The sequence below is a fragment of the Thioflexithrix psekupsensis genome (genome assembly GCF_002149925.1).
Classification (GTDB): Bacteria; Pseudomonadota; Gammaproteobacteria; order Beggiatoales; family Beggiatoaceae; genus Thioflexithrix; species Thioflexithrix psekupsensis.
In genome coordinates this window covers 133,607-156,613 of sequence record NZ_MSLT01000007.1, presented here as the reverse complement: position 1 = coordinate 156,613, position 23,007 = coordinate 133,607, and the positions used below count along the sequence as shown (strand labels likewise).

At 44.0% G+C, this 23,007-nt stretch carries 19 protein-coding genes; 3 read left to right on the top strand and 16 right to left on the bottom strand.

From position 1 onward, the window contains the following. Positions 1-169: 169 nt before the first annotated feature. Positions 170-670 (top strand): transposase, encoded by a 501-nt coding sequence (locus TPSD3_RS05065; protein WP_176329740.1) that lies wholly within the window; start codon positions 170-172, stop codon positions 668-670. Between the two features lie 171 nt (positions 671-841). Here TPSD3_RS05065 and TPSD3_RS05060 read toward each other — a convergent pair whose 3' ends face one another. After that, positions 842-1,870, bottom strand: coding sequence for an IS630 family transposase (locus TPSD3_RS05060; RefSeq protein WP_086487502.1), 1,029 nt, complete (start codon positions 1,868-1,870; stop codon positions 842-844). Between the two features lie 76 nt (positions 1,871-1,946). Between TPSD3_RS05060 and TPSD3_RS05055 the strand changes: the two genes are divergently transcribed. Together TPSD3_RS05055 and TPSD3_RS05050 are read left to right on the top strand one after the other, a co-directional pair. Further along, complete coding sequence (locus TPSD3_RS05055) at positions 1,947-5,042, top strand: PAS domain S-box protein (protein ID WP_086487501.1); 3,096 nt, start codon at positions 1,947-1,949, stop codon at positions 5,040-5,042. A gap of 320 nt (positions 5,043-5,362) precedes the next feature. Continuing rightward, positions 5,363-5,878, top strand: a complete 516-nt coding sequence (locus tag TPSD3_RS05050; RefSeq protein ID WP_140048485.1) for a hypothetical protein — start codon at positions 5,363-5,365, stop codon at positions 5,876-5,878. Positions 5,879-5,965: 87 nt separating this feature from the next. On the opposite strand, the gene nuoN is transcribed toward TPSD3_RS05050, so the two are convergent. From nuoN to TPSD3_RS04975, 15 genes are all read right to left on the bottom strand, one after another. Beyond that, positions 5,966-7,420, bottom strand: a complete 1,455-nt coding sequence (gene nuoN, locus TPSD3_RS05045; protein ID WP_086487499.1) for an NADH-quinone oxidoreductase subunit NuoN — start codon at positions 7,418-7,420, stop codon at positions 5,966-5,968. 3 nt (positions 7,421-7,423) lie between these two features. Then, complete coding sequence (locus TPSD3_RS05040; protein ID WP_086487498.1) at positions 7,424-8,947, bottom strand: NADH-quinone oxidoreductase subunit M; 1,524 nt, start codon at positions 8,945-8,947, stop codon at positions 7,424-7,426. A gap of 12 nt (positions 8,948-8,959) precedes the next feature. Further along, a complete protein-coding gene (nuoL, locus tag TPSD3_RS05035; RefSeq protein ID WP_086487497.1) occupies positions 8,960-10,909 on the bottom strand; it encodes an NADH-quinone oxidoreductase subunit L in 1,950 nt (649 codons plus the stop codon). An 83-nt stretch (positions 10,910-10,992) separates the two neighbouring features. Continuing rightward, complete coding sequence (nuoK, locus tag TPSD3_RS05030; RefSeq protein ID WP_086487496.1) at positions 10,993-11,298, bottom strand: NADH-quinone oxidoreductase subunit NuoK; 306 nt, start codon at positions 11,296-11,298, stop codon at positions 10,993-10,995. 6 nt (positions 11,299-11,304) lie between these two features. Continuing rightward, complete coding sequence (locus TPSD3_RS05025) at positions 11,305-11,895, bottom strand: NADH-quinone oxidoreductase subunit J (RefSeq protein ID WP_086487514.1); 591 nt, start codon at positions 11,893-11,895, stop codon at positions 11,305-11,307. Positions 11,896-12,229: 334 nt separating this feature from the next. Next, positions 12,230-13,210, bottom strand: a complete 981-nt coding sequence (murB, locus tag TPSD3_RS05020; RefSeq protein ID WP_086487495.1) for a UDP-N-acetylmuramate dehydrogenase — start codon at positions 13,208-13,210, stop codon at positions 12,230-12,232. 166 nt (positions 13,211-13,376) lie between these two features. Then, positions 13,377-13,622, bottom strand: coding sequence for a PIN domain-containing protein (locus TPSD3_RS05015; RefSeq protein ID WP_217884386.1), 246 nt, complete (start codon positions 13,620-13,622; stop codon positions 13,377-13,379). 4 nt (positions 13,623-13,626) lie between these two features. Beyond that, positions 13,627-13,896: a hypothetical protein gene (locus TPSD3_RS05010; RefSeq protein ID WP_140048484.1), complete on the bottom strand. Its 270-nt coding sequence runs from the start codon at positions 13,894-13,896 to the stop codon at positions 13,627-13,629. Positions 13,897-13,911: 15 nt separating this feature from the next. Beyond that, positions 13,912-15,354, bottom strand: coding sequence for a UDP-N-acetylmuramate--L-alanine ligase (gene murC, locus TPSD3_RS05005; protein ID WP_086487493.1), 1,443 nt, complete (start codon positions 15,352-15,354; stop codon positions 13,912-13,914). A gap of 45 nt (positions 15,355-15,399) precedes the next feature. Continuing rightward, on the bottom strand, positions 15,400-17,250 hold the full coding sequence (locus tag TPSD3_RS05000; RefSeq protein WP_086487492.1) for a DUF294 nucleotidyltransferase-like domain-containing protein: 1,851 nt from the start codon (positions 17,248-17,250) through the stop codon (positions 15,400-15,402). 23 nt (positions 17,251-17,273) lie between these two features. Further along, positions 17,274-17,843, bottom strand: coding sequence for a hypothetical protein (locus TPSD3_RS04995; protein ID WP_086487491.1), 570 nt, complete (start codon positions 17,841-17,843; stop codon positions 17,274-17,276). An 89-nt stretch (positions 17,844-17,932) separates the two neighbouring features. Next, positions 17,933-18,640: an SDR family oxidoreductase gene (locus TPSD3_RS04990; protein WP_086487490.1), complete on the bottom strand. Its 708-nt coding sequence runs from the start codon at positions 18,638-18,640 to the stop codon at positions 17,933-17,935. Positions 18,641-18,696: 56 nt separating this feature from the next. Continuing rightward, positions 18,697-19,341 (bottom strand): orotate phosphoribosyltransferase, encoded by a 645-nt coding sequence (pyrE, locus tag TPSD3_RS04985; protein ID WP_086487489.1) that lies wholly within the window; start codon positions 19,339-19,341, stop codon positions 18,697-18,699. Between the two features lie 247 nt (positions 19,342-19,588). Beyond that, complete coding sequence (locus TPSD3_RS04980) at positions 19,589-22,474, bottom strand: WD40 repeat domain-containing protein (protein WP_176329739.1); 2,886 nt, start codon at positions 22,472-22,474, stop codon at positions 19,589-19,591. A gap of 42 nt (positions 22,475-22,516) precedes the next feature. Next, on the bottom strand, positions 22,517-22,816 hold the full coding sequence (locus tag TPSD3_RS04975) for a 5-fold beta-flower protein (protein WP_140048483.1): 300 nt from the start codon (positions 22,814-22,816) through the stop codon (positions 22,517-22,519). Positions 22,817-23,007: the final 191 nt, after the last annotated feature.

Here is a 23,007-nt window from a genome sequence, read left to right as displayed (position 1 = left end):
TCAAATACTTCTTATACTAAATTATTAGAAGAAGCGAATTTAAGTTATAAGAAGACACACAAAGAGAATTCGGCAAAGATGAGGTAAAAGTAGAAGCTAAAAAAAAGAGATTAAGGATTTAATAGATAAGGAGCGTGAACAGATAGAAAGTGGAGAGGTAATGTACTGGATGCAAGACGAAAGCCATCAGTTGTGGGGAGATATTTGTGGTTATGTTTGGTCGAAAAAAGGAGAAAGAACGTCAATAAAGATGAGTAATTATCGCACTTCTCAAACGTGGTATGGAGCGGTGAATATTTATACGGGAGAATTTATTTTAGATAGGGCAAAGAAAGCTGATACAAAATATACGATAGACTTTATTAACTGGCTCATTTACAGATATAAAGAAGCCCGTCATGTGATTATTTGGGATGGTGCAAGTTATCATCGTTCTGAAGGTTTAAGAACTTATTTAGAGAAATTAAATGGGGGACTTCCAGAATCAGAATGGAAAGTTCGTTTATTAAGATTTGCGCCAATGCCCCAGAGCAAAATCCAGTCGAGGATATTTGGCTTCAAGGTAAGAATTGGGTCAGAAAGAATTTTCATCGTCTATCAAGCTTTAAAGAAGTCACTAGTATGTTTGAGACCTTTTTGTCAGGTAAAGTGTTTAAGTTTAAAAAATTAAACAGTATCTTATACCTAATATCTAGCTAGATATTAAAACTTAATTTTTTTATATCTCACATAATTTTGGTATAATATTTAAATTGTTTGCACTTCGCCTCACAGGAAACTCCAAGCTTTAATATACCAAAATTATGTGAGATATAAAAACAAATTAAGTTTTAATATCTACCTAGATATTAGGTATAAGATACTGTTTAATTTTATTAAACTTAAACACTTTACCTGACAAAAAGGTCTCAAACATAGTGACTTCTTTAAAGCTTGATAGACGATGAAAATTCTTTCTGACCCAATTCTTACCTTGAAGCCAAATATCCTCGACTGGATTTTGCTCTGGGGCATTAGGTGCAAATCTTAATAAACGAACTTTCCATTCTGATTCTGGAAGTCCCCCATTTAATTTCTCTAAATAAGTTCTTAAACCTTCAGAACGATGATAACTTGCACCATCCCAAATAATCACATGACGGGCTTCTTTATATCTGTAAATGAGCCAGTTAATAAAGTCTATCGTATATTTTGTATCAGCTTTCTTTGCCCTATCTAAAATAAATTCTCCCGTATAAATATTCACCGCTCCATACCACGTTTGAGAAGTGCGATAATTACTCATCTTTATTGACGTTCTTTCTCCTTTTTTCGACCAAACATAACCACAAATATCTCCCCACAACTGATGGCTTTCGTCTTGCATCCAGTACATTACCTCTCCACTTTCTATCTGTTCACGCTCCTTATCTATTAAATCCTTAATCTCTTTTTTTTTAGCTTCCACTTTTACCTCATCTTTTGCCGAATTCTCTTTGTGTGTCTTCTTATAACTTAAATTCGCTTCTTCTAATAATTTAGTATAAGAAGTATTTGAAGAATAGAAAACATCATACTCCTCTTTTAAGTATCTCTTTAGTTCCTCTATTGTTATTGTCTTCTTTTCTTGTATCCAATTAATCACATCTTCTCGTTCACGCGGCTTTAAATACCCTGGTGAGCCTTTATACGCTAACTTTAATCCTTCAACCCCTGACGCTAAATAAATGGCTTTCCATTTATCCACAAATTGCACACTGACACAACACGCTAAAGCCGCTTCCGCACGCACAAAACCAAGCAAAGACATTCTTACTGCCATCGCTCGCTTCACTTCTCTCGCTTCACCTGTTGACATTAATTCTTCTAAATCTTCATATCTTTTGTTCATTATTCTCTCCTATTTGAAAAGTATTATTATACGACTCTGAAAAAATTGGTATATCAGTGATCGTCCCCATTTTCAAATGTTACGGGACAGTTCGGAAAGTCATGTTTTTTCAGAGGCTTTGGTCAGTCGTTCTACTGGAAAATGGTCGCTGATTCAGGCACGCGCCATTCGTGATGAAAAAGGAAATTTTTTAGGTACGGTCAATGCCGTCATTGATCTCGCCACATTTGCTCGGTATTTTGCCAGTATTGACACAGGGCCGGGTGGGGTGGTTTTGCTGCGGCGTAGCGATAATTTTAAATTGATCCAACGACAACCACGCTTAAAAGAAACTGATTTTAATCAACCACTTCCACCTGATAACGACATCCGTCGTCGCCTTGAAGCCGGCGAATATAGTGGCAGTCTCACTTATGTCGCCAGTACCGATGGCGTACAACGAGTGGGCAGTTTCAAACGGCTTGATAATTATCCTTTTTATGTTCAAGTCGCGCTGTCTGCCGATCACTACCTATATCGCTGGGAAAAAGAAAGTACCAGAGCCATTGTATTAGTCATTACTTTGTTGGTTAGTATTGCTATTTTGTTGTGGCGGTTGCTGCAATCTAGGCATCAAACAGCAGAAATTTCTGCTCGCTTGGAGAAAATCTCTAAAAATATTCCAGGAGTGATTTACCAATTTCAACGCTGGCCAGATGGGCGTAGTGCTTTCCCTTACGCCAGTGAGGGCATTCGTCAAATTTATGGTATGACCCCGGCGCAGGTGCAGAAAGATGCCAGTCCCGTGTACGCTGTTTTGCATCCGGACGATCTGAGCAGAGTGGCGCAACGAATTGAAATTTCAGCCACCCATTTGGAACGCTGGCACGACCAATACCGCGCCATTTTGCCCCATGGTCAAATTCGCTGGTTAGAAGGAGAAGCGACTCCAGAGCATTTACCGGATGGAAGTGTATTGTGGCACGGTTACATCCACGACATCACTGAACAAAAAAAATTAGAACATGCCCGCGATCAAGCCGCCGCTAAAATTCACGCAGTACTTGATGCTTTAGAAGGTTTGGTTTACGTTTCGGACTTGGACACGCATCAAATTCTCTATGCCAACAAAACCTTACAAAATATCACCGGAGAAATTGTTGGGCAGGTCTGTTGGCAAGTATTGCAAACGGGAATGCGGAAACCTTGTGATTTTTGTACCAATCCGCGCTTATTGGCCAAAGATGGCACTCCCAATGAACCCATCGTTTGGGAAAGTTTTAATCCCCAAACAAACCGATGGTTTCAACGCCGGGATAAGGCAATTGTGTGGCCGGATGGTCGTTTGGTGCGTTTGGAAGTGGCAATTGACATCACTGAACGTAAGTTGGCACAAGATACTTTAGATTACGAACGGCAACGCTTGCGTATTCTTATTGACACCATTCCTGATCTCATCTGGTATAAAGATGTTGAAGGGCGTTATTTGGGTTGTAATCCTCGTTTTGAGCAGTTTTTCGGAGTCAGTGAAGCAGATATTATTGGTAAGACGGATTATGATTTTGTTGATCCAAAGTTGGCTGATGCGTTTCGTTACCATGATCGTTTGGCATTGGCGGCAAACCACGCCTTGACCAATGAGGAAGAAATCACTTTTGCCAGCGATAAGCACCGAGAATTGTTAGAAACCACCAAATCTCCCATTTATGATCGACATGGTAAAGTATTCGGTATTTTGGGAATCGGTCATGATATTACTGCTCGTAAACAATCCGAACAGGAATTAGTACAAGCCCGCCAAGCCGCCGAAGTGGCCAATCAAGCCAAAAGTGCATTCATCGCCAATATGAGTCATGAATTACGCACGCCATTGAATGCCATTATGGGTTTTGCTCAGATTTTTTGTCGGGATAGTTCTCTTACAGACTACCAACGCGGGCAAGCACAAAGTATTTTGCGTGGAGGCGAATATTTGTTGACGCTGATCAATGATATTTTAGATTTGGCGAAAATTGAGGCGGGGCGTTTTGAGTTGTTGCCGGAGATTTGGGACAGCCAGAGTTTTTTCCATGAGCTTTGTTATATGTTTCGTATTCGATGTGAACAAAAGGGGCTTTCATTTCACTATGAAGAAAGTCTTCCGTTGCCTTATTCGTTGCACAGCGACAGTAAACGGTTACGCCAAGTGCTGATGAATTTGCTGGGCAATGCGGTGAAATTTACCGAACACGGTGAAGTGATGTTGCGCGTGGCGTATGCAGATGGAAAATTATGCCTTGCGGTGCAAGACAGTGGCATTGGGATCGCGGCTGCGGATTTTAAACGAATTTTTGAGCCATTCCAACAAACCGGTACGGATCGTTATAAAATACAAGGGACAGGCTTGGGATTGGCTATTACTCAGCGTTTGGTGCAAAACATGGGGGGAGTTTTGCACGTGGACAGTGAACCAAAAAAGGGCAGCGTATTTTATGTGGAAATTCCTGTAAAAGCAGTCGCTTCTTCGGTTCATCTTGTGGCAGAGGAGGAAAAAAGAGAAATTATTGGCTATCAAAGATGTGATCGTCCATTGGGAGATACGACGGTTTCTTCTCCGCTGCATGTGTTGGTGGTGGATGATCTCGCGGTGAATCGCAAAGTATTGCTTGATATGCTGCAACCTTTGGGTTTTCGTGTTACTGAAGCCGACAGTGGCGAAGCCTGTCTCAAAATCGTGTCACAAGACAGTCCGGATGCGATTTTTATGGATTTACGAATGCCCGGTATGGATGGATTACAAACAGTACGGGCTTTACATCAGCAAGGTTTTGATAAACCGGTGATTGTTCTGAGTGCTTCGGCATTTGCTGATGATCGGGCGGTGAGCTTGGAAGCGGGTTGTGCGGCGCATTTGGCTAAACCGGTCAATGCGGCTGCGTTGTATAAAACCTTACTGGAGTGTTTAGCCTTGGAGTGGGTTTACGCGCCTGTGGTTACGCCATCGGTTGCGGGGGCATCTCTAAGTACAGAACAAATCACTGTGTTGCGCCAATTGACTCAAAGCGGAGATATTTCCAAAGTGTGTAAATATTTGGCTGAACTGACCACACAAGCAGAATCTCCACCCGATGCGGCAAAATTGTTGGAATGGGCGCGAAATTTCCGCCTCAAGGATATTAAGCATTATTTGGAACAAATTCTGGCGACACGATAAAAAAGGCTGTGTTTATTCCTCAAGTTATCTCATCAAAGCGATAAAAAAAGTGATTTATCGGTTATTATGAGTGGGCTTAGATGCCACGCGTCTGTACCAAAATTAAGCCATTTATAAAACTTTTCTGTCAGAATCAGAATTTACAGAATTTCAGGATTTTCAGAATTAAAGAATAAAAAACCGATGGAAAACAAGCGACTTACAAGAATCAATTTTGAAAATTCTTTCAAAAATAGTGCAAAATCAGATCGACATCATGTCATAACACTGCTACATTTTGCGAATATTTCCCCTTCTACCCTTGGCGATCAGGAGAACTTATGATGAGAACGTTGTATTTAGGATTATTATGTTTTATATTACCGCTGCCGACGATGGCACAAGATGATATTTATCTTGAAGGTATCAGCGTGTTAGGCGATAAAAAAACCGCACACGTGGTAGTCAACGGCACACAATTTATGGTGAAAGAACAAGATTATGTCGGCGAATGGCAGGTAAATCAGATTGAAGAGCGTACCGTTATGCTCAGCAATGAAGAAGGAAAAATCAGCACGTTAGCCTTACAAAGTCGTTTAACGCCCGTAGAAGAAACTCCAGCCGATACCACAGGCACACCAACAGAACCCCCAGCCAACACCGCAGAAGTACCTGCTTCTGGCGAGGATATTCCTGAAGGGTATCAAAAAGTACGCACCCCTTTTGGTGATTTATTGGTGCGGAAAAAAGAGGCTTTGGATACCGCAGAACCGCCCCCTCCTGCGGTTAATCCACCCACTAATTTATTTAATTTCGGTGTTCCTAGAACCAAAGTGGAAACCACAGAATCAGAATAATTTGGTTTCGATTGAGTTCAATAATAAAACCTGACAAATTTAAAAATCTGTCAGGTTTCTTTTTACGTCAAGCGCACTGGCGACCGCTTAATGCAGTCCCATCGCGTGCAAACACAAGGTAAACAACGGCGTAGGCACAAGACCCAAAGCCAAAATAGCCACCCCATTGCCACTCAAGGCCAAACGCACTTCTATTGGGGCTTCGATGGGATTATTGTCGGTAGGCGCATCAAAATACATCAGTTTAATCACGCGCAAATAATAAAACGCGCCAATCACTGAAAACACCACCGCGACAATGGCCAACCACAACAAGCCCACGGCCACGATTTGATTCAACACCGCCCACTTCGCCCAAAAGCCTAATAACGGCGGCACGCCTGCCATCGACAACATCAACATCGCCATCACTGCGGCATACCACGGATTGCGTTGATACAAGCCTTTGACATCATCCAAATTATCCGCTTCAAAACCTTTGCGACTCAACAATAAAATCACCGCAAAGCCACCCATGCTCATCAGCGTGTAAACAATAGTGTAAAACATTGAAGCCGCATAACCCGCCTGTGTTCCCGCCACAATGCCCAGTAACAAGAAACCGACGTGAGAAATGGTGGAATAAGCCAACATGCGTTTTAAATTGGTCTGCGCAATGGCGACCACATTACCGATGACCATTGATAATACTGATAAAATAATCAACATATCTTGCCAACTGCTGTGCAAGGCGGCCAGACCATCGACCAATAAACGCATGACAATGGCGAAGGCGGCTAATTTTGGCGCGCTACTGATGAACAAAGTCACCGCCGTGGGCGCGCCTTGATACACATCAGGAATCCACATGTGAAACGGAACCGCTCCCAATTTAAACGCCAAACCGACCACAACAAAGACCAAACCAAACACCATCATCATTTGCAAATCGCCGCCCGCTTGTACAACAGTCGCAATCTGCGCCAAATCCAATGAGTTCGTTACGCCGTACAACATTGACATGCCATACAACAACATGCCCGAAGCCAAAGCCCCTAAAATAAAATATTTCATGGCCGCTTCAGTGGCGATCAAAGAATCCCGCTGCATCGCCACCATCGCATACAACGACAATGACAACAATTCCAATCCCAAATAAATGGTTAATAAATTATGTGCCGACACCATCACCAACATGCCTAAAGTGGCGAATAATCCCAACACATAAAATTCCCCTTTATTCAGATCACGCGCCCGCAAATACGGACGCGCAAAAATAAACGCCATCGCCACCACCAGAACAATAAACACCTTTAACACCGCAGCCATCGCATCAGTGACATACATACCACTCATGACCACAGTACGCTGTTCAGGATAAGCCGCGATCACCAACAATCCCACTAAAACCAAAGTGCCTTGTGACAATTGAAAGGTTAAATCCCGTAAACGTTCGGGCAAATACACATCAATAACTAAAATCAAACAAGCCATTGATAATAAAAATATTTCAGGTGCCAACACACTTAACTCAGCACCGACAAAAGTAAACAGCGTATCCATTGATTACATCACCTTTGTGCGAGAAATGTGTTCTAACAACTGTTGCACTGAAGGTTCAACCACCTCCAACACCGGCCCCGGCCAAATCCCCATCGCCAATACGGCAATGGCTAAAATGGTCAAAATCAACACTTCACGCGCATTAATATCAGTCAAACTGGCCACATGATCATTAGCGACTGCGCCGAAAATCACCCGTTTGACCATCCACAGCGTATAAGCCGCGCCTAAAATTAAAGTCGTGGCGGCCAAAAATGCGATCCAGAAATTCGCCTGCATACTGCCTAAAATCACCATAAATTCCCCTACAAATCCAGAGGTGCCGGGTAAACCCGCATTGGCCATGGCAAACAGTACCGCAAACAGCGCAAAACGCGGCATTTTATTGGCGACTCCACCATAATCTGCAATTTGGCGCGTGTGCATACGGTCATACAATACCCCAATACATAAGAACATCGCACCAGAGATAAAACCATGGGAAATCATCTGAATAATCCCCCCCGAAACGCCCAACATTGCGCCACTCATGGCCGCTTCATTGGTGAGATCGGGATTAGCCAGAATTTTGAACGCGATAAAAAAGCCCAATGTGACAAAACCCATGTGTGAAATCGACGAATAAGCCACCAATTTCTTCATGTCTTTTTGTACAATCGCCACAAAACCGATATAAATCACCGCGATCAGCGATAAAACAATCATCAACCAATCTAATTCTCGGCTGGCATCGGGCGTAATGGGCAAACTAAAACGCAAAAAGCCATACGTTCCCATTTTCAACATAATCGCGGCCAAAACCACAGAACCCCCCGTGGGAGCTTCCACATGCGCATCAGGCAACCACGTATGTACTGGCCACATCGGCACTTTGACCGCAAACGCCACCAGAAACGCCAAGAAAATCCAAATTTGCACATCTAAGGGAATGGCTAAAGCATGGTGATCTAAAATAGCGAAACTGCCTGATTTTGCATACAAATACAGCAACGCCACCAGCATAAACACCGAACCCAAAAAGGTATATAAGAAAAACTTAATGGTCGCATAAACCCGGCGTTCTCCGCCCCAAATCCCGATAATAATAAACATCGGAATCAACATGGCTTCCCACAACACGTAGAATAAAATGGCATCCAGAGCGGAAAACACGCCGATCATGAGGCCTTCCATCATCAAAAAGGCGGCCAAATAATGCGCAGCGCGATATTGGATCACTTCCCACGCGGCCAGCACCACCAAAATCGTGGTAAAACTGGTTAAAAGAATCAACGGCATCGAAATCCCATCAACTCCCAAATGATAATAAATATCCAGCTTGGGCAACCACGGTAAACGTTCCGTGAACTGCATCGCGGCGGTTGTGGTATCAAATGCGAAAAACAACGGCAAAGACAACACAAACACCACCAACGACACCAATAAAGCAATTGGTCTGGCCAAAGCATCTCCAGCCAGTAACACCCAGATACCGCCTAAAATCGGCACCCAGATCAAAAGACTTAACAAAGGTAAATCCGCAAACATCCTATGTTCCTTTTACGCCGTACCAGAGAAGACAAAAAGACCCAGCAATAAAGCCAGCCCCAAAATCATGGCAAACGCATAATGATACAAATAACCGGTTTGTACATGCCGCATTACCGTTGCAAACCACGCCACTATTGACGCACTGCCGTTGACCATTCCATTATCAATGATTTTCACATCGCCAATTTGCCACAACCCTTGTCCCAGTTGCCGCGAACCGCCCGCAAAAAACCAATCATTAAAGCGATCAAAACCATATTTATCCAACAACACCCGATGCACACCGGCCAATTTTTCCTGAATCATCGCAGGAATATCCGTTCTGACTTGATACAGATAATAAGCCGTTGCCAAACCCGCCATGGCAAAATAAAACGGCAAAGTCAACAGACCGTGTAAAGTAAAACCTAACACGCCATGATAATGATCCGCGGGGAAAGGATTATGCGCGGGATTAATATAAATCGCTTGGGCAAAAAAGCCTTCATATAAAAACGGCCCCACAAAGAAGATGCCTGTAATCACCGAAGGAATCGCCAAAAATATTAATGGTAAAGTGACCACCGCGGGCGTTTCGTGTAAATGTTCACGGGTATGATGATCCATGCGTTCTTGACCGTGAAACACGAGGAAAAACATACGGAAACTATACAAAGCCGTGATAAACACCCCCACTAAAACCGCGATATAAGCAAACGTTGCCCCGGCGCGATCCGCGTGTTGTACGGCGAGAATAATCGCATCTTTAGAATAAAAACCCGCAAAGCCCGGAAACCCGATCAAAGCCAGCGAACCAATTAAACTCGTCCAATAGGTAATCGGCATATAACGACGCAAGCCGCCCATGTGACGAATATCCTGTTGATGGTGCATGGCGATAATCACTGAACCCGCACCCAAGAACAACAAGGCTTTAAAAAAGGCGTGAGTAAATAAATGAAAAATGCCTGCCGTATAAGCCGACGCGCCCAAAGCCACCGTCATATAACCCAATTGCGACAGCGTAGAATAAGCAACGACCCGCTTAATATCATTCTGTACCAAACCGAGCAAGCCCATAAATAAAGCCGTAATCGCACCGATCACTAAAACAAAACTCAAAGCGGTTTCGGATAACTCGAATAACGGCGACATTCTCGCCACCATAAAAATACCCGCGGTCACCATGGTTGCCGCGTGAATCAAGGCAGAAATTGGCGTTGGGCCTTCCATCGAATCAGGCAACCACACATGTAAAGGCACTTGTGCCGATTTGCCCATTGCGCCAATGAAAAGAAGAATACACGTTGCCGTCATCAACGACCATTCCCAACCGGGAATCACTTGCATTGTGATGTTGGCATGTTGAGGAGCTGCGGCGAAAACTTCGGCATAATTCAAACTTCCGAAATACATTAACACCAGCGCAATTCCCAACAAAAAGCCAAAATCACCGACGCGATTGACTAAAAACGCTTTCAAATTGGCATAAATCGCCGTATCTCGCTGATACCAAAAACCAATCAACAAATACGACACCAAGCCCACCGCTTCCCAACCAAAAAAGAGTTGTAAAAAATTATTCGACATCACCAACATCAACATCGAAAAAGTAAACAACGAAATATAGCTAAAAAAGCGTTGATAACCCGGATCATCGTGCATATAACCAATGGTATAAATGTGTACCATGAGCGACACAAACGTGACCACAACCATCATTACCACCGTCAACTGATCGACGAGGAAACCAATTTCAAAGTGAATGCTACCAACAACCATCCACGTATATAAAGTTTGATTAAACACCTCTCCGCCATCGAATATCAGGTGTTTAAACGCATAAAACGACAACGCGCACGACAGCGCAACGCCCGCAATAGTGACCGTATGGGCAACCTCTCGGCTGACCTTAAACAGCCCGGCCACGATAGCCCCAATCAGCGGAGCTAATACGATGGTCAAATAAATCGTTTGCATGATGGGTTCTTCTCATTCTCCGTTTAAAACACAAAAACACCCGCTTTATTCCAATCGAGTGCTGTAAAATCTCACCGTTTTTATTAGCCTTTCATGGCATCCAAATCTTCCACATTAATCGTATTTTTATTGCGGAATAACACCACCAAAATTGCCAAACCAATCGCCGATTCAGCCGCTGCTACGGTCAGAATAAAGAAGACAAAAATTTGTCCAGCCATATCTGCATTAAAATAAGAAAATGCGATGAAATTCAAATTCACCGACAATAACATTAACTCAATGCACATCAGCAGAATAATGACATTTTTACGATTTAAGAAAATCCCCGCGACACTCAAACAAAACAGCACCGCGCCCAAAATTAAAAAATCAGACAAAACTAACATAACACATCAATCCCTTGGTTGAGCAGGCATTTCCACCAAACGCACCCGATCAGCGCGGCGGACAGCGACTTGTTGTTCAGGTTTTTGGGTTTTGGTTTGACGCTTGGTACGCATGGTCAACACAATGGCCGCGATCATCGCCACCAACAAAATTGCCGCAGCAATTTCAAACGGATATAAATAAACCGAATAAAGTAGCATTCCCAACTGCTCTGTATTTGGCAACGCATGAACTTGCGTGGCGAGGGTTTCGGCTTGCGATTTCCACGCACCGACCACCAACACCATTTCTAATAAAATCAACAAGCCCACCAACGCGCCAATCGGTAAATAACGCGCAAAGCCTTCGCGTAATGGCGTTAAATTAATATCTAACATCATCACCACGAATAAGAACAACACCATCACCGCACCCACATACACCAAGACTAAGGCAATGGCCAAAAACTCCGCGTGCAACAACAACCAAATCGCCGCAGAAGAGAAAAAAGCCAACACCAAAAATAATGCAGCATGAACAGGGTTACGCACCGTGATCACGCGGCTGGCCGAAAACACCAAAATTAGCGCGAACAGGTAAAAAATAAGTTTTATCATTTGTTTCGCTTCCTGCGCAAAAACACGCGATTGAGAAGTTAAACCACATCCCACATCAGGTATGAGACACCACGACATGCCATAAAAAATATCAAAAAAACGCCGTCGCCCATTTTACCGCTTTTATCTCCCAGCGACAAAGGTCGGGCGTGATTCTACCAAATCAGTCAATGATTTTCATAATTTTTTGTTATCGACCTATGAAATCTATCCTCAGTTTGTCCACGTGCGACGGTTTGTTTTGTATAATAATTAACCGCAACAACACCCTGATGAAGACCAACGTGATGTGAGTCATTGCTTTTTAATACAGCAAGACTGATTCAGAAAAAATTCACCAATCCACGGCCTGCTCTAATTCCACCGTATCGCCACAACCAATAATTCTCACTTCGGTTTGTAAATGAACGCCGAATTGTTCGGCGACGGCTTGTTGTACTTGATGAATTAATGTTTCAATATCATGCGCAGTGGCTTGATGTTGATTAATAATAAAATTGGCGTGTTTTTCTGAGACGCACGCGCCACCGTATATCCTGCCTTTTAATCCTGCCGCTTCGATCAAACGCGCCGCATAATCGCCCGGCGGATTGCGAAACACAGAACCACAACTGGGCAAACCAATGGGTTGTTTTTCATTGCGCTGTTTTAATAATTCACGAATTCGCTGCGATGCCGCGCCGTCTGAATCGGGGGCGAGTTTTAACGTCGCCGCAACAAACCATTCATCACTCGGCCCCATCACGTGGCGATAACCCACTTGATAATCCACCACGGCACGCCGTCGATGTTCTCCGTGTAAAGTTAAAACTTCTACACTTTGCACTAAATTCCACGTTTCCCCGCCCCACGCGCCTGCATTCATTGCCAACGCTCCGCCCAAAGTTCCGGGAATGCCTGCGAGAAATTCGGCACCGGTGAGACTCATTTTTGAGGTTTCACGCGCAATTTTGGCACAACTCACTCCCGCTTCCACCCGTAAACAATCACTAGACAGCCACGTTAATCCGTTTAACAATCCTGCCGTCGCAATCACTACGCCCGGTAAACCGCGATCCCGTACCAAAATATTACTGCCCAAACCACACCAAAAAACAGGCATTCCCAGTGGAATTTGTGGCATGAATTGGATTAAATCTTCCAAATCCGCTGGAATATAAAACCACTCCGCACATCCCCCGGCACGCCATGAGCTATGCTCTGCCATTGGTTCATGATGGCGTAATTGTCCACGTAAGCCACTGGGAACAAAAGAAATTTTTCCCTGTTGATAACCGTGATAGTGTTCTGATGAAGGTAAACCGATGGCTGTCATGATGGGTCGTTAAACAAAAATATTCAGGTAATGATTTAATTAGGTGATATTAGGCGATAGCAATTTCAGGTTTGGAATCCATTTAAAATCAACTGTATTTGCTGTAATTAAAGTCAAGTCATGTACTATTGTTGTCGCTGCAATAATTGAATCTCCTAGCGACATTTTACGCTTTACGCTCTTGACGTAATGTTACGGCCTTTTCTAATATTGCCTGAGAAACAGGAATGATCTGTACGATATTGAAAAAATCGATGAAATCCTGTTTATCGGATTCTGTCAATTGGTGATAACCAAGCACTTCAACATAGCTGATGGCAGAAACTACGGGACTATGTTCAGCTATCAATAGACGTAATTTGATAAATTCAGGTTTAATCGAATAAATGATTAAATTGCTGTCCAATAACATCGTTTTATTCTCTACCGGGCAACGAGCGATCTTCACGAATTTCTCTTTGCCACGCGACTGGATCAACAATATCAGACAAGGCATTTCTGTCTGCCATGCGTTGAAGAATACTTGCCATGCGTTGCCCCTGATTGACTGTAGGCGAATTTGGAACTTGTAAAGAAAGTCCGTCTTCTTTTGCAAGTTGTGTGAGTAAAATTTGCATGAGTTGGAATTTATCAGAATGGGGCAGAGTTTCGATTAAGGGCAGTATTTTTGCCATAGACATCATCATTTCTCCTTTTTCACCCTAACGACAATGATTTAATAAATCAGTGGGTAATTGATAAGCGATGGTGCTGATATTTCCCGCGCCTAAAGTCAATAAAATATCCTGATCGTGCAACATTGGACATAATTGATGCACTAAATCCTCACTGTTATCAATAAAATACACATCCACGTGTTGCGTGGCCGCAATCGCTTCGTATAAACGCTGGCCGCTGGCTTCGGGAATGGGTTTTTCTCCGGCCGGATAAACATCTAATAAAAATAATACATCAACCGTCGTCAATACCTCCACAAAATCAGTAAATAAATCTCGTGTACGACTATAACGATGTGGTTGGAAAATCACCACCAAACGCCGATTTGGCCAACCGCTGCGAATCGCTTGTAACACTGCGGTAATTTCACGCGGATGATGTCCATAATCATCAAACAATAACAATTGCCGATCATCAGTCAACATCAGCGGCTGCATTTGTAAACGCCGACCAATCCCACTGAAATGCTGCAACGCATGTTGAATTGCCTGATCACTCACGCCCGCCTCATGCGCAATCGCCATGGCCGCCAAAGCATTTAACACATTGTGATGGCCGGGTAAATTTAAACAAATATCCAACCAATGGCTGTCATCTCGACTCACCGAAAAATACGTATAACCACCCTGCGCCCGCACAGCCGTTGCCCGCACATCAGCCGTTTCACTGAAGCCATAAGTCAAAGTCGGCTTAGTGATTTCAGGTAAAACAGAACAAATCACCGGATCATCAATACACAACACCGCTAAACCATAAAACGGCAATTGTTGTAAAAAATGGATAAAAGTTTGTTTTAATCGTTCAAAATCATGCTGATAGGTTTCCATGTGATCGGCATCGATATTGGTGACCACGGCCATGATTGGTTTCAAATACAAAAAAGACGCATCGCTTTCATCGGCTTCTGCGACCAAATACGTGCCTTGTCCTAAACTGGCATGAGTTCCCGTGCTGTTTAAACGCCCCCCAATCACAAAAGTCGGGTCTAAACCCGCTTCAGCCAACATACTGGTGACTAAACTGGTGGTTGTCGTTTTACCATGCGTCCCCGCAATGGCGATGCCCTGACGAAAACGCATTAATTCGCCTAACATTTCTGCTCTGGGAATCACGGGAATATGCTGTTTTCGTGCGGCGATCACTTCGGGGTTATCGGCTTTAACCGCGCTGGAAATCACCACCACATCACAACCATACACATTCTCCGCCGCATGACCAATATAAATACGCACCCCTTGTGCGGCTAAATGGCGCGTCATGGCGTTTTTTTGCAAATCCGATCCCGTCACGGCATAACCGATGTGGTGCATGACCTCGGCAATGCCACCCATTCCCGCGCCACCAATGCCCACAAAATGAATGCGTCGTCCGCGTTTGGGTAATTGATTACGTCCTTGATGTTTTGTATGTTCTTGTTGAGTTATCATAGCGGTTGTGTGTTAAAAAAATAAAAGTAAGCGCAATGAAAGCAATTAAAAATAAGCGACATCAAATTGAGATTGCAAGCGTTGTTGTAATTGTTTAACGGCACGCATCGACATTCTTAATGCTTCATAATGAATCGGTGAAAATAAGGCAGGATCAATTAATTTTGTCAGGGGTTGATTTTCTTCTAATTGACGGAATTGATGTCTTAATAATAAATCTAATGCTTTATCAAAAGCACCATAAACAAAACGGGCAAATTCATTATCAATCACGCCATCACGCACCAAAGCTTCTAAACGATCATTAGTATTTCTGGGGTGAATCTCGCGTGACCACGCAAAAATACGTGCCGCATCCGCAATAATACGCAAACCATTGCGTTTAATATCTAAACGGTCGCGGCCGCTTTCATCTTTTTGCGTCATAATCAAACGGTTAAACAATCCCAACGCCGCACGTCCTTGGGCATCATCTTCCACCATTAAGCGCAATAAACGCGGTTTTTGCCGTAATTCCTGAGAAAACCAAGCCGTTAATTCCGAAACTAAACGATCATCGCCATATAACGTATCAAAATCCAGAAAAATATTCGCCCAACGTGCGGCTTTAGGCGTGGGTTGTTCTAAGATATGACTGAGTTGCTGTTGCCATTCAGATAATGTTTTATGAAACAAATGGTTACGCGCCATAATGTCTCCCGTACACAGCGGATAACCCACTTCATCTAAACGGCGATTCACTCGTTCAGCGTAGTTTTGAAACCAACGGCGGGCTTCTTCCGTCAACGCAGAACTGTCTTCTAAAATCAAGCCGTTATCTTGATCGGGATTCAACAACATTTCTTTGCGTCCCCCCGATCCCATGATAATAAACGCATAACGCACAGAAGGCGCGGGCTGTCCTTCGGCGATCAATTCGGCCAGCGTTAATTCAATACAACGACGTTGTACCGCTAAATGATATTCACTGATCATCCGCACAGCCATACTGGCACGGCGATTATATTCCCACGCATCGCGGGCAAAATTGGGCAAAGTGGCTTGAAAAGTCTTTAATTCTGCGATGCTTTGCGCCTGCGCAATCGCGGCTAACGCAATGCCTTGTTGCGTAAACACATAACGCAATAAATCCGTCTGCGAAATCATGCCCAAAGGCTGTTGTGCTTCACCGACCACCACATATTTACAACGATATTCGGCTTGGGCTTCTTCCACCTGCCACACGGGAACATCCGCACGAACAAATAAAGGCGTGCGCAAAACAACTTCCCGCAACGGCGCATCAGCAGGAATATTGTGGCACAAGGTGGCTTCTGCTAATTGCTGATAAGTCAACAATCCGCGCAAATGGTCGTGCGCGTCCAAAACGCCAATACTGCCAATTTGGCGGTCACTCATCAAGCGATAAGCATCCAGCAAACTGTCCGATTCGGCACACGTCAACAAAGGAGCTTTCATCACCGCACGAGCGGGAAAAGTAAAACTGGGCGCAGTCAAAGGCGTATGTCGAGTGGAGTGCATTTGGCTGGCAATAAAACGACGCAAGGCATGAAATAAAACCGGACACATCGCTTCAATCGCCTGCAACCGCGGCGCATGAACGAACAACAACTGCACCTCACTGTGCGCAATCGCTGAAGACGCATAAGGCGAACCGTCTAAGGCATTGAGCAAACCAATAAATTCTCCCGCCGCTAAACGTAACGTATGCTGTTCTTGATGCAGCCGTAAATCGCCGCTTTTCAGCAAAAAAATAGACTCCACATAAGCCTGTCCCGCAGTAAACAGAGCCTCCCCACTCCCCAACATGCGCGTGCGAAAACAAGCGGCAATATGTTGTCGAGCGGCTTCATCCAACTCCGCAAAAGCAGGAACATGACGTAACCATTGTTGCATAACTCAACTCTCAACGCCGCCTCTTATTTAAAACGCAAAACATCGCCAATATCTTGTAATGGCCCTAGTGGATTATTTTTCTTTTCAAATTTCAAAACATTGGGTTCTCCGCCCGCCAATTTATAAACCACCAAATCTTTTTTAAGCACCAATAAGGCTTTAAAACGCCAACCAGAAACTTGCGTTAATTTTTTAAAATTCAGCACATCCAATGCGACATTGCCATAGCGTTTAGAATGAATCACCGAAGGCTCAATCACATAACCATAACATTCTTCTTTTACATACAAACAGGCTTGAACACTTGGCGGCAAATCTTCCATTTCAATCGATGAATTAGGAATAAAATGCTGAATTAAATCTAAATAATTAATTAACGACACGTTGGGCGATACATAAGGATCAAAACCCAATTCTTTCAATTGAGAAATCGTGGTTTGTCCGGGGACAATTTTCTCAAAATCTTCTTGTGCATCTTCAAAAGAATGCCACGGCGACTCAGTTGTATTTTCCACTCTGGGTAACAGAGAAGAACAGCCTGTTAATAACGTGCCAAATAATAAACCAGTAACGGCTTTTAATAACGTTGACATGTGAACATCCTTATATTGGAAAATAAAGGTCTGAATTAGAATGACTTACCGCTTCCAATTCAGACTTTTTTATTAGCTACAATTTTTCCTTACCACGCAATCTCATGCCGATCACGGAAAAATCCCCCACTGGGACCATTATCGGGCAAAGTTGCCAACCATACGATAGTATCCGCGCCTTGTTCTACCTCGCGGTCAGCTTCTGGGCCGCCCATATCCGTGCGCACCCAACCCGGACAAACCGAATTAATCAATACGTTACTGCCTTTTACTTCATCCGCAAACAAGCGTGTCACCGCATTTAACGCCGTTTTTGACAAACGATAACCGGGAACACCGCCATTCATTTCGCTCAATTGTCCCATGCCGCTGCTGACATTGACCACCCGTCCGTAGCCGTTTTCTTGCATGATGGGAATAAACACTTGGCACAAACGAAATGGCGCATAAGTATTTGTTTCCATTGCCAAACGGAGAATATCTAAAGGCGTTTTAAACGCCGTCCATTCGCTTTTAGAATCGGGAAAAATGCCGGCATTGTTGACCAAAACATCAACCCGTCCAAACCGTTCTAACACAAAATGAGACAAAGCCTGAATACTGCTTTCTTGTGTCACATCAAGGGGATAGGGGGTGATATTTGCACTTTGCGCGCCCAAATGTGCCAGCGCGGCTTCAGCCTTAGCGGGATCGCGGCTGGTCAAGACGACTTGTAAACCTTGTTGTGCCAATTGTCGTGCCGTTTCCAATCCCAATCCACGATTACCACCCGTCACAATTGCAATTTTTGCTGTCATTTTGCGGTTACTCCTGTTATAGATAAAATGGCATTAATGGGGACAGTTAAACTTATTTAAACGCCAAATTCAGCACGATAACGCGACATTGCTTTTAACACCGCATCATAATCTTTTTGCAAGGCTAAATAAGTCATAATATCATCTAAAGTAACAATGCTAAATATCGTAGTTTGCCATTCTCGTTCTACTTCATCAATGGCAGAACAATCCCCGCGTCCTAATTCCTGACGATTCAGCGCGATCATAATGCCTGCTAACGTGGCTTTTTCAGCCGTTAATAAAGTCATGGATTCTCGAATTGCCGTGCCTGCGCTAATGACATCGTCGATTAACAACACGTGTCCACCCGCAATCTCCGTGCCTACCCACACTCCGCCTTCGCCGTGGTCTTTGATTTCCTTACGATTAAAGGTGTAAGGATAATTAAGTCCATGGTGTCGTGCCAAAGCAATCGCTGTGCTGGCCACCAAAGGAATGCCTTTATAAGCCGGGCCAAATAAGTGAGTAAATTCCACTTCTGCGGCCACAATGGCTTGCGCATAAAATTCGCCTAAACGCGCTAAAGCTGCTCCCGAATTAAATAATCCTGCGTTAAAAAAATAAGGACTTTTACGCCCTGATTTTAAAGTAAATTCTCCGAATCTTAACACTTTATTTTCTAGTGCGAATTCAATAAATTCTCTTTGATATTTTTCCATAGTCGCTAATATACTCAAAAACAGGGTTCATAGAATCTTTATTTTGTCAGAATCAGAATTTACAGATACAAGAATTTTCAAAATTGACGCTTGCAAGTCGTTTATTTTCAGCAGATTATTAATTCTTTAATTCTGAAAATCCTGAAATTCTGTAAATTCTAATTCAGACAGATGCGGATAATCCAGATTATTTTCGTTTAGGTACTTAAATGGTTTAATTTTGGTACAGAAGGTCTAATCCCACCCCCTACCGCGTCCCCCACAAAATCATCGTCCCATCCCCACTCCCCGACAAAGCAGACAATCCATCAGGCGAAAACGCGACTGAATAAACAGTGCTACTATGCCCCGAAAAAGTCCGCAGACATTGCCCACTGCTCACGTCCCATAATTTCAGGGTTTTATCCTGCCTCCCCGACAAAGCAGACAATCCATCAGGCGAAAACGCGACTGAATAAACAGCACTACCATGCCCCGAAAAAGTCCGCAGACATTGTCCACTGCTCACGTCCCATAATTTCAGGGTGTTATCCCCACTCCCCGACAATGCCAGCAAACCATCAGGCGAAAACGCAACTGAAAAAACAAGCCTGCTATGCCCCTCAAAAGTCCGCAGACATTGCCCACTGCTCACGTTCCATAATTTCAGGGTTTTATCATCACTCCCCGACAATGCCAGCAAACCATCAGGCGAAAACGCGACTGAACGAACATAGTCACTATGCCCCTCAAAAGTTCGCAGACATATCCCACTGCTCACTTCCCATAATTTCAGGGTCTTATCATCACTCCCCGACAACGCCAGCAAACCATCAGGCGAAAATGCGACTGAACGAACCCAATTACTATGCCCCTCAAAAGTCCGCAGACATTGCCCACTGCTCACCTCCCATAATTTCAGGTTGTTATCAAAACTCCCTGACAACGCCAGCAAACCATCAGGCGAAAATGCGACACCGCCAATATGCACCCGAGAAATAACTCTCGACAATATCAGCAAGCCAGCAAGCCAAAACAGGCTCGACAACATCAGCAAGCCAGCAACAAGCCAAAACAGGATTGAATTAGAATCGCTACCATGCCCCTTAAAAGTCCGCAGGCATTGCCCACTGCTCACTTCCCATAATTTCAGGGTTTTATCATCACTCCCCGACAACGCCAGCAAACCATCAGGTGAAAATGCGACTGAACGAACATCGTTGGTATGCCCCCTAAAAGTCCTCAATATTTCCCACTGCTGATAATCAGGTTTTAATGCCGACAGAGGATAATAACGCCCGTTTACTTGCAACTCCAAAGCAAGCACTTGAATATCCTTAACCTTATCCCCTTCAATATTCACTACTAACTTCGCATACAACGGAAATATCGCTTCACCTTGTCGCCATTCACGCGCCACTTCACGGGAAACTGTCAACATCTGCACCCGATTCGACACATATTTCATTCCCCACGGCAACAGCGACAAACGCACAGGCAAAATCCCTGTTTTAAACTCATAGTTTGCGAACAATAACCGTCCTTGCCCAATCGGTAAAAGCTTCGCCTCAAGCCGCGCTTTAAACTCATCCGCATCCCACGCTTTAACTAACTCGCCTGCTGTCGGTGCTTGCTTGGCATATTCCTTCAACACAACAGGCGCGACTAACGGCAATGCAGGCACATCCGCGACACCTGTTTGAATTTTTTCCACCAACCCCGCCAAATCCAAACTACTTAAACACGATTTCAAAACCGTCAAAAACGCCGCATCCGCACTCACCGTCACCGCTAACGCCTTTTCCAACATCGCCGCCAGCGAATCCCCCGCCACATCCAACAACCGCCCAGCAAACCACGTTTTTAATGCCACAATCACCTGTTGCTCTGCCACCTCAGACGCAACCGAAGCCAAACCTTTCGCCAATTGCAACCGCAACAAAGGCACGCGATACGCCCGCTCATTCGCCAACGCGCTAAACATATCCTCATATCGCGCCACCACCCAAGCCACCAACGACTCCCTCGACAAGCCTAACTGCGGTTTTAACACCTCACCCAACAACTCAGAAAACATCAAATCTGTATCATGATGAATCAAAAAATGCCCATCACTAATCACTCCAAACGTCATCAGATGATAAGTGCTTAACACCTGCGCCAGCACTTCCCAATCCTGCTGATTAAACCGATAATGCCGCTCCACCTCGATGCCTAACGCCCGCATCTCCTCATCTTCTTCCAAAATAGCCAAATTCAGCGCATTATCCCCGCCATACTTTTCATTAATCTCTTTTGAATCCTTCCCCTGCGCTAACAACTTATCGCGCACATTGGTTTTCCACTGCACTGCCCGCGCCTTTGCAGCCGCATACAAAATTTCCCGATACGACAAACGCGACAATACAGGCTGAAACTCATAACTTTCCTGTCCCAATCCCCAATACGCCACCCGAAACGTTAAAAAATCCCCGTCCACATCCGAATCCAACACCATGACAGGCTCAGACTGCAACATTGAATACAATGCCCGCAAACTTGACCCACCATGATAACGATTACTGTCCCAAGCTCCATCTAACAACTCGACAGGACGCACATCACTACTTTGCGGATAATAAGTATTTGACACATGACGCAAATCTTCCGCCAAGCGTTTTTCCAACTTCGGAAAACTCCCTGCTGAAGACTGCTGAATTTGCGGGTTAGGATGCACAAACTTATCAAACTCCACCACAGGCGGCGACAACAACACCCGCAACGGACGTGGTTGTTTATTCGGATACGCATTTAAAATTTGAGAAGGAACAGTACGCAGAGGCCAATTTTCAAACAACTTATGCACTTCAGGCAATTTCAACGCCGTTTCACGATGAATTGATGCCGCTTCTAGCTGTCGCTGTGAGTTCAACTGTGCTAATTCACGTTGCAAGGCTTGCTCACGCTCCAAACGATGCGCTTGAAAAGCGAGATTTGCATTTGTAATTTCGATTTGAGTTTGCGCTTGATATGCTGCAATTTCACGGCTGACTTTAGCGCGTTGTTGTTCTAATTCCTCATTTTTAGTCAACTGTTTGTTTGTATTTCTGGCAGCAATAGAACCTGCAAAAAAATTACTCAACGGCCCTAGCGCATAAATAGCTACTAACCACATATCTACCATAAAATCCCCCAAAATAAGACTGTCAATCTTTGATTACGGAATATTCCCCTGATAAATACACAACAAATACGCTGCTGCACCCACAACGCCATTATTCGTATCATAAACCTGCACACCCGCGCTGTTATACACATGCCCATTATGCGCATCAACCCAGCCGATCATGTGATCATTATGATCGTACACATTACCATTATTCCCTGCATATCCCAAATAATCCCCATGCGAGTTATACACTGAACTATCCCGAATGTACCCCGCCCAATCACTAGAGTTATCATCGATATGCTTATAAATATATCCACTACTATCATCAATAGTCGTATATGGCATAAAATCGCTCATTATCTTGCTCCCTCTACAGTCAGAATGTGATTCACACAAAAACCCTCAACAGATTAAATACCTAAACAAAAATAATCCGCACTATTAGTATTTCTACCGACCACTCTCTGCCCCCTTGCTAGGAGGAGAAAGAGGTTATTTTTATTGTTAAAATTTAACAAGATAATCTCATCTCTTTC

Bases quoted from the DNA above. Each gene is read 5' to 3' on its own strand.
- TPSD3_RS05015 (WP_217884386.1), bottom strand. From the start codon at position 13,622: ATGTTATTGGACAGCAATTTAATCATTTATTCGATTAAACCTGAATTT.
- TPSD3_RS04975 (WP_140048483.1), bottom strand. From the start codon at position 22,816: ATGCCATATACGACTATTGATGATAGTAGTGGATATATTTATAAGCAT.
- TPSD3_RS05025 (WP_086487514.1), bottom strand. From the start codon at position 11,895: ATGATAAAACTTATTTTTTACCTGTTCGCGCTAATTTTGGTGTTTTCG.
- TPSD3_RS05060 (WP_086487502.1), bottom strand. From the start codon at position 1,870: ATGAACAAAAGATATGAAGATTTAGAAGAATTAATGTCAACAGGTGAA.
- pyrE (WP_086487489.1), bottom strand. From the start codon at position 19,341: ATGGAAAAATATCAAAGAGAATTTATTGAATTCGCACTAGAAAATAAA.
- TPSD3_RS05000 (WP_086487492.1), bottom strand. From the start codon at position 17,250: ATGCAACAATGGTTACGTCATGTTCCTGCTTTTGCGGAGTTGGATGAA.
- nuoL (WP_086487497.1), bottom strand. From the start codon at position 10,909: ATGCAAACGATTTATTTGACCATCGTATTAGCTCCGCTGATTGGGGCT.
- murB (WP_086487495.1), bottom strand. From the start codon at position 13,210: ATGACAGCCATCGGTTTACCTTCATCAGAACACTATCACGGTTATCAA.
- TPSD3_RS04980 (WP_176329739.1), bottom strand. From the start codon at position 22,474: ATGTGGTTAGTAGCTATTTATGCGCTAGGGCCGTTGAGTAATTTTTTT.
- TPSD3_RS04990 (WP_086487490.1), bottom strand. From the start codon at position 18,640: ATGACAGCAAAAATTGCAATTGTGACGGGTGGTAATCGTGGATTGGGA.
- TPSD3_RS04995 (WP_086487491.1), bottom strand. From the start codon at position 17,843: ATGTCAACGTTATTAAAAGCCGTTACTGGTTTATTATTTGGCACGTTA.
- TPSD3_RS05055 (WP_086487501.1), top strand. From the start codon at position 1,947: ATGTTACGGGACAGTTCGGAAAGTCATGTTTTTTCAGAGGCTTTGGTC.
- murC (WP_086487493.1), bottom strand. From the start codon at position 15,354: ATGATAACTCAACAAGAACATACAAAACATCAAGGACGTAATCAATTA.
- TPSD3_RS05010 (WP_140048484.1), bottom strand. From the start codon at position 13,896: ATGATGATGTCTATGGCAAAAATACTGCCCTTAATCGAAACTCTGCCC.
- nuoK (WP_086487496.1), bottom strand. From the start codon at position 11,298: ATGTTAGTTTTGTCTGATTTTTTAATTTTGGGCGCGGTGCTGTTTTGT.
- TPSD3_RS05040 (WP_086487498.1), bottom strand. From the start codon at position 8,947: ATGTTTGCGGATTTACCTTTGTTAAGTCTTTTGATCTGGGTGCCGATT.
- TPSD3_RS05065 (WP_176329740.1), top strand. From the start codon at position 170: ATGCAAGACGAAAGCCATCAGTTGTGGGGAGATATTTGTGGTTATGTT.
- TPSD3_RS05050 (WP_140048485.1), top strand. From the start codon at position 5,363: ATGATGAGAACGTTGTATTTAGGATTATTATGTTTTATATTACCGCTG.
- nuoN (WP_086487499.1), bottom strand. From the start codon at position 7,420: ATGGATACGCTGTTTACTTTTGTCGGTGCTGAGTTAAGTGTGTTGGCA.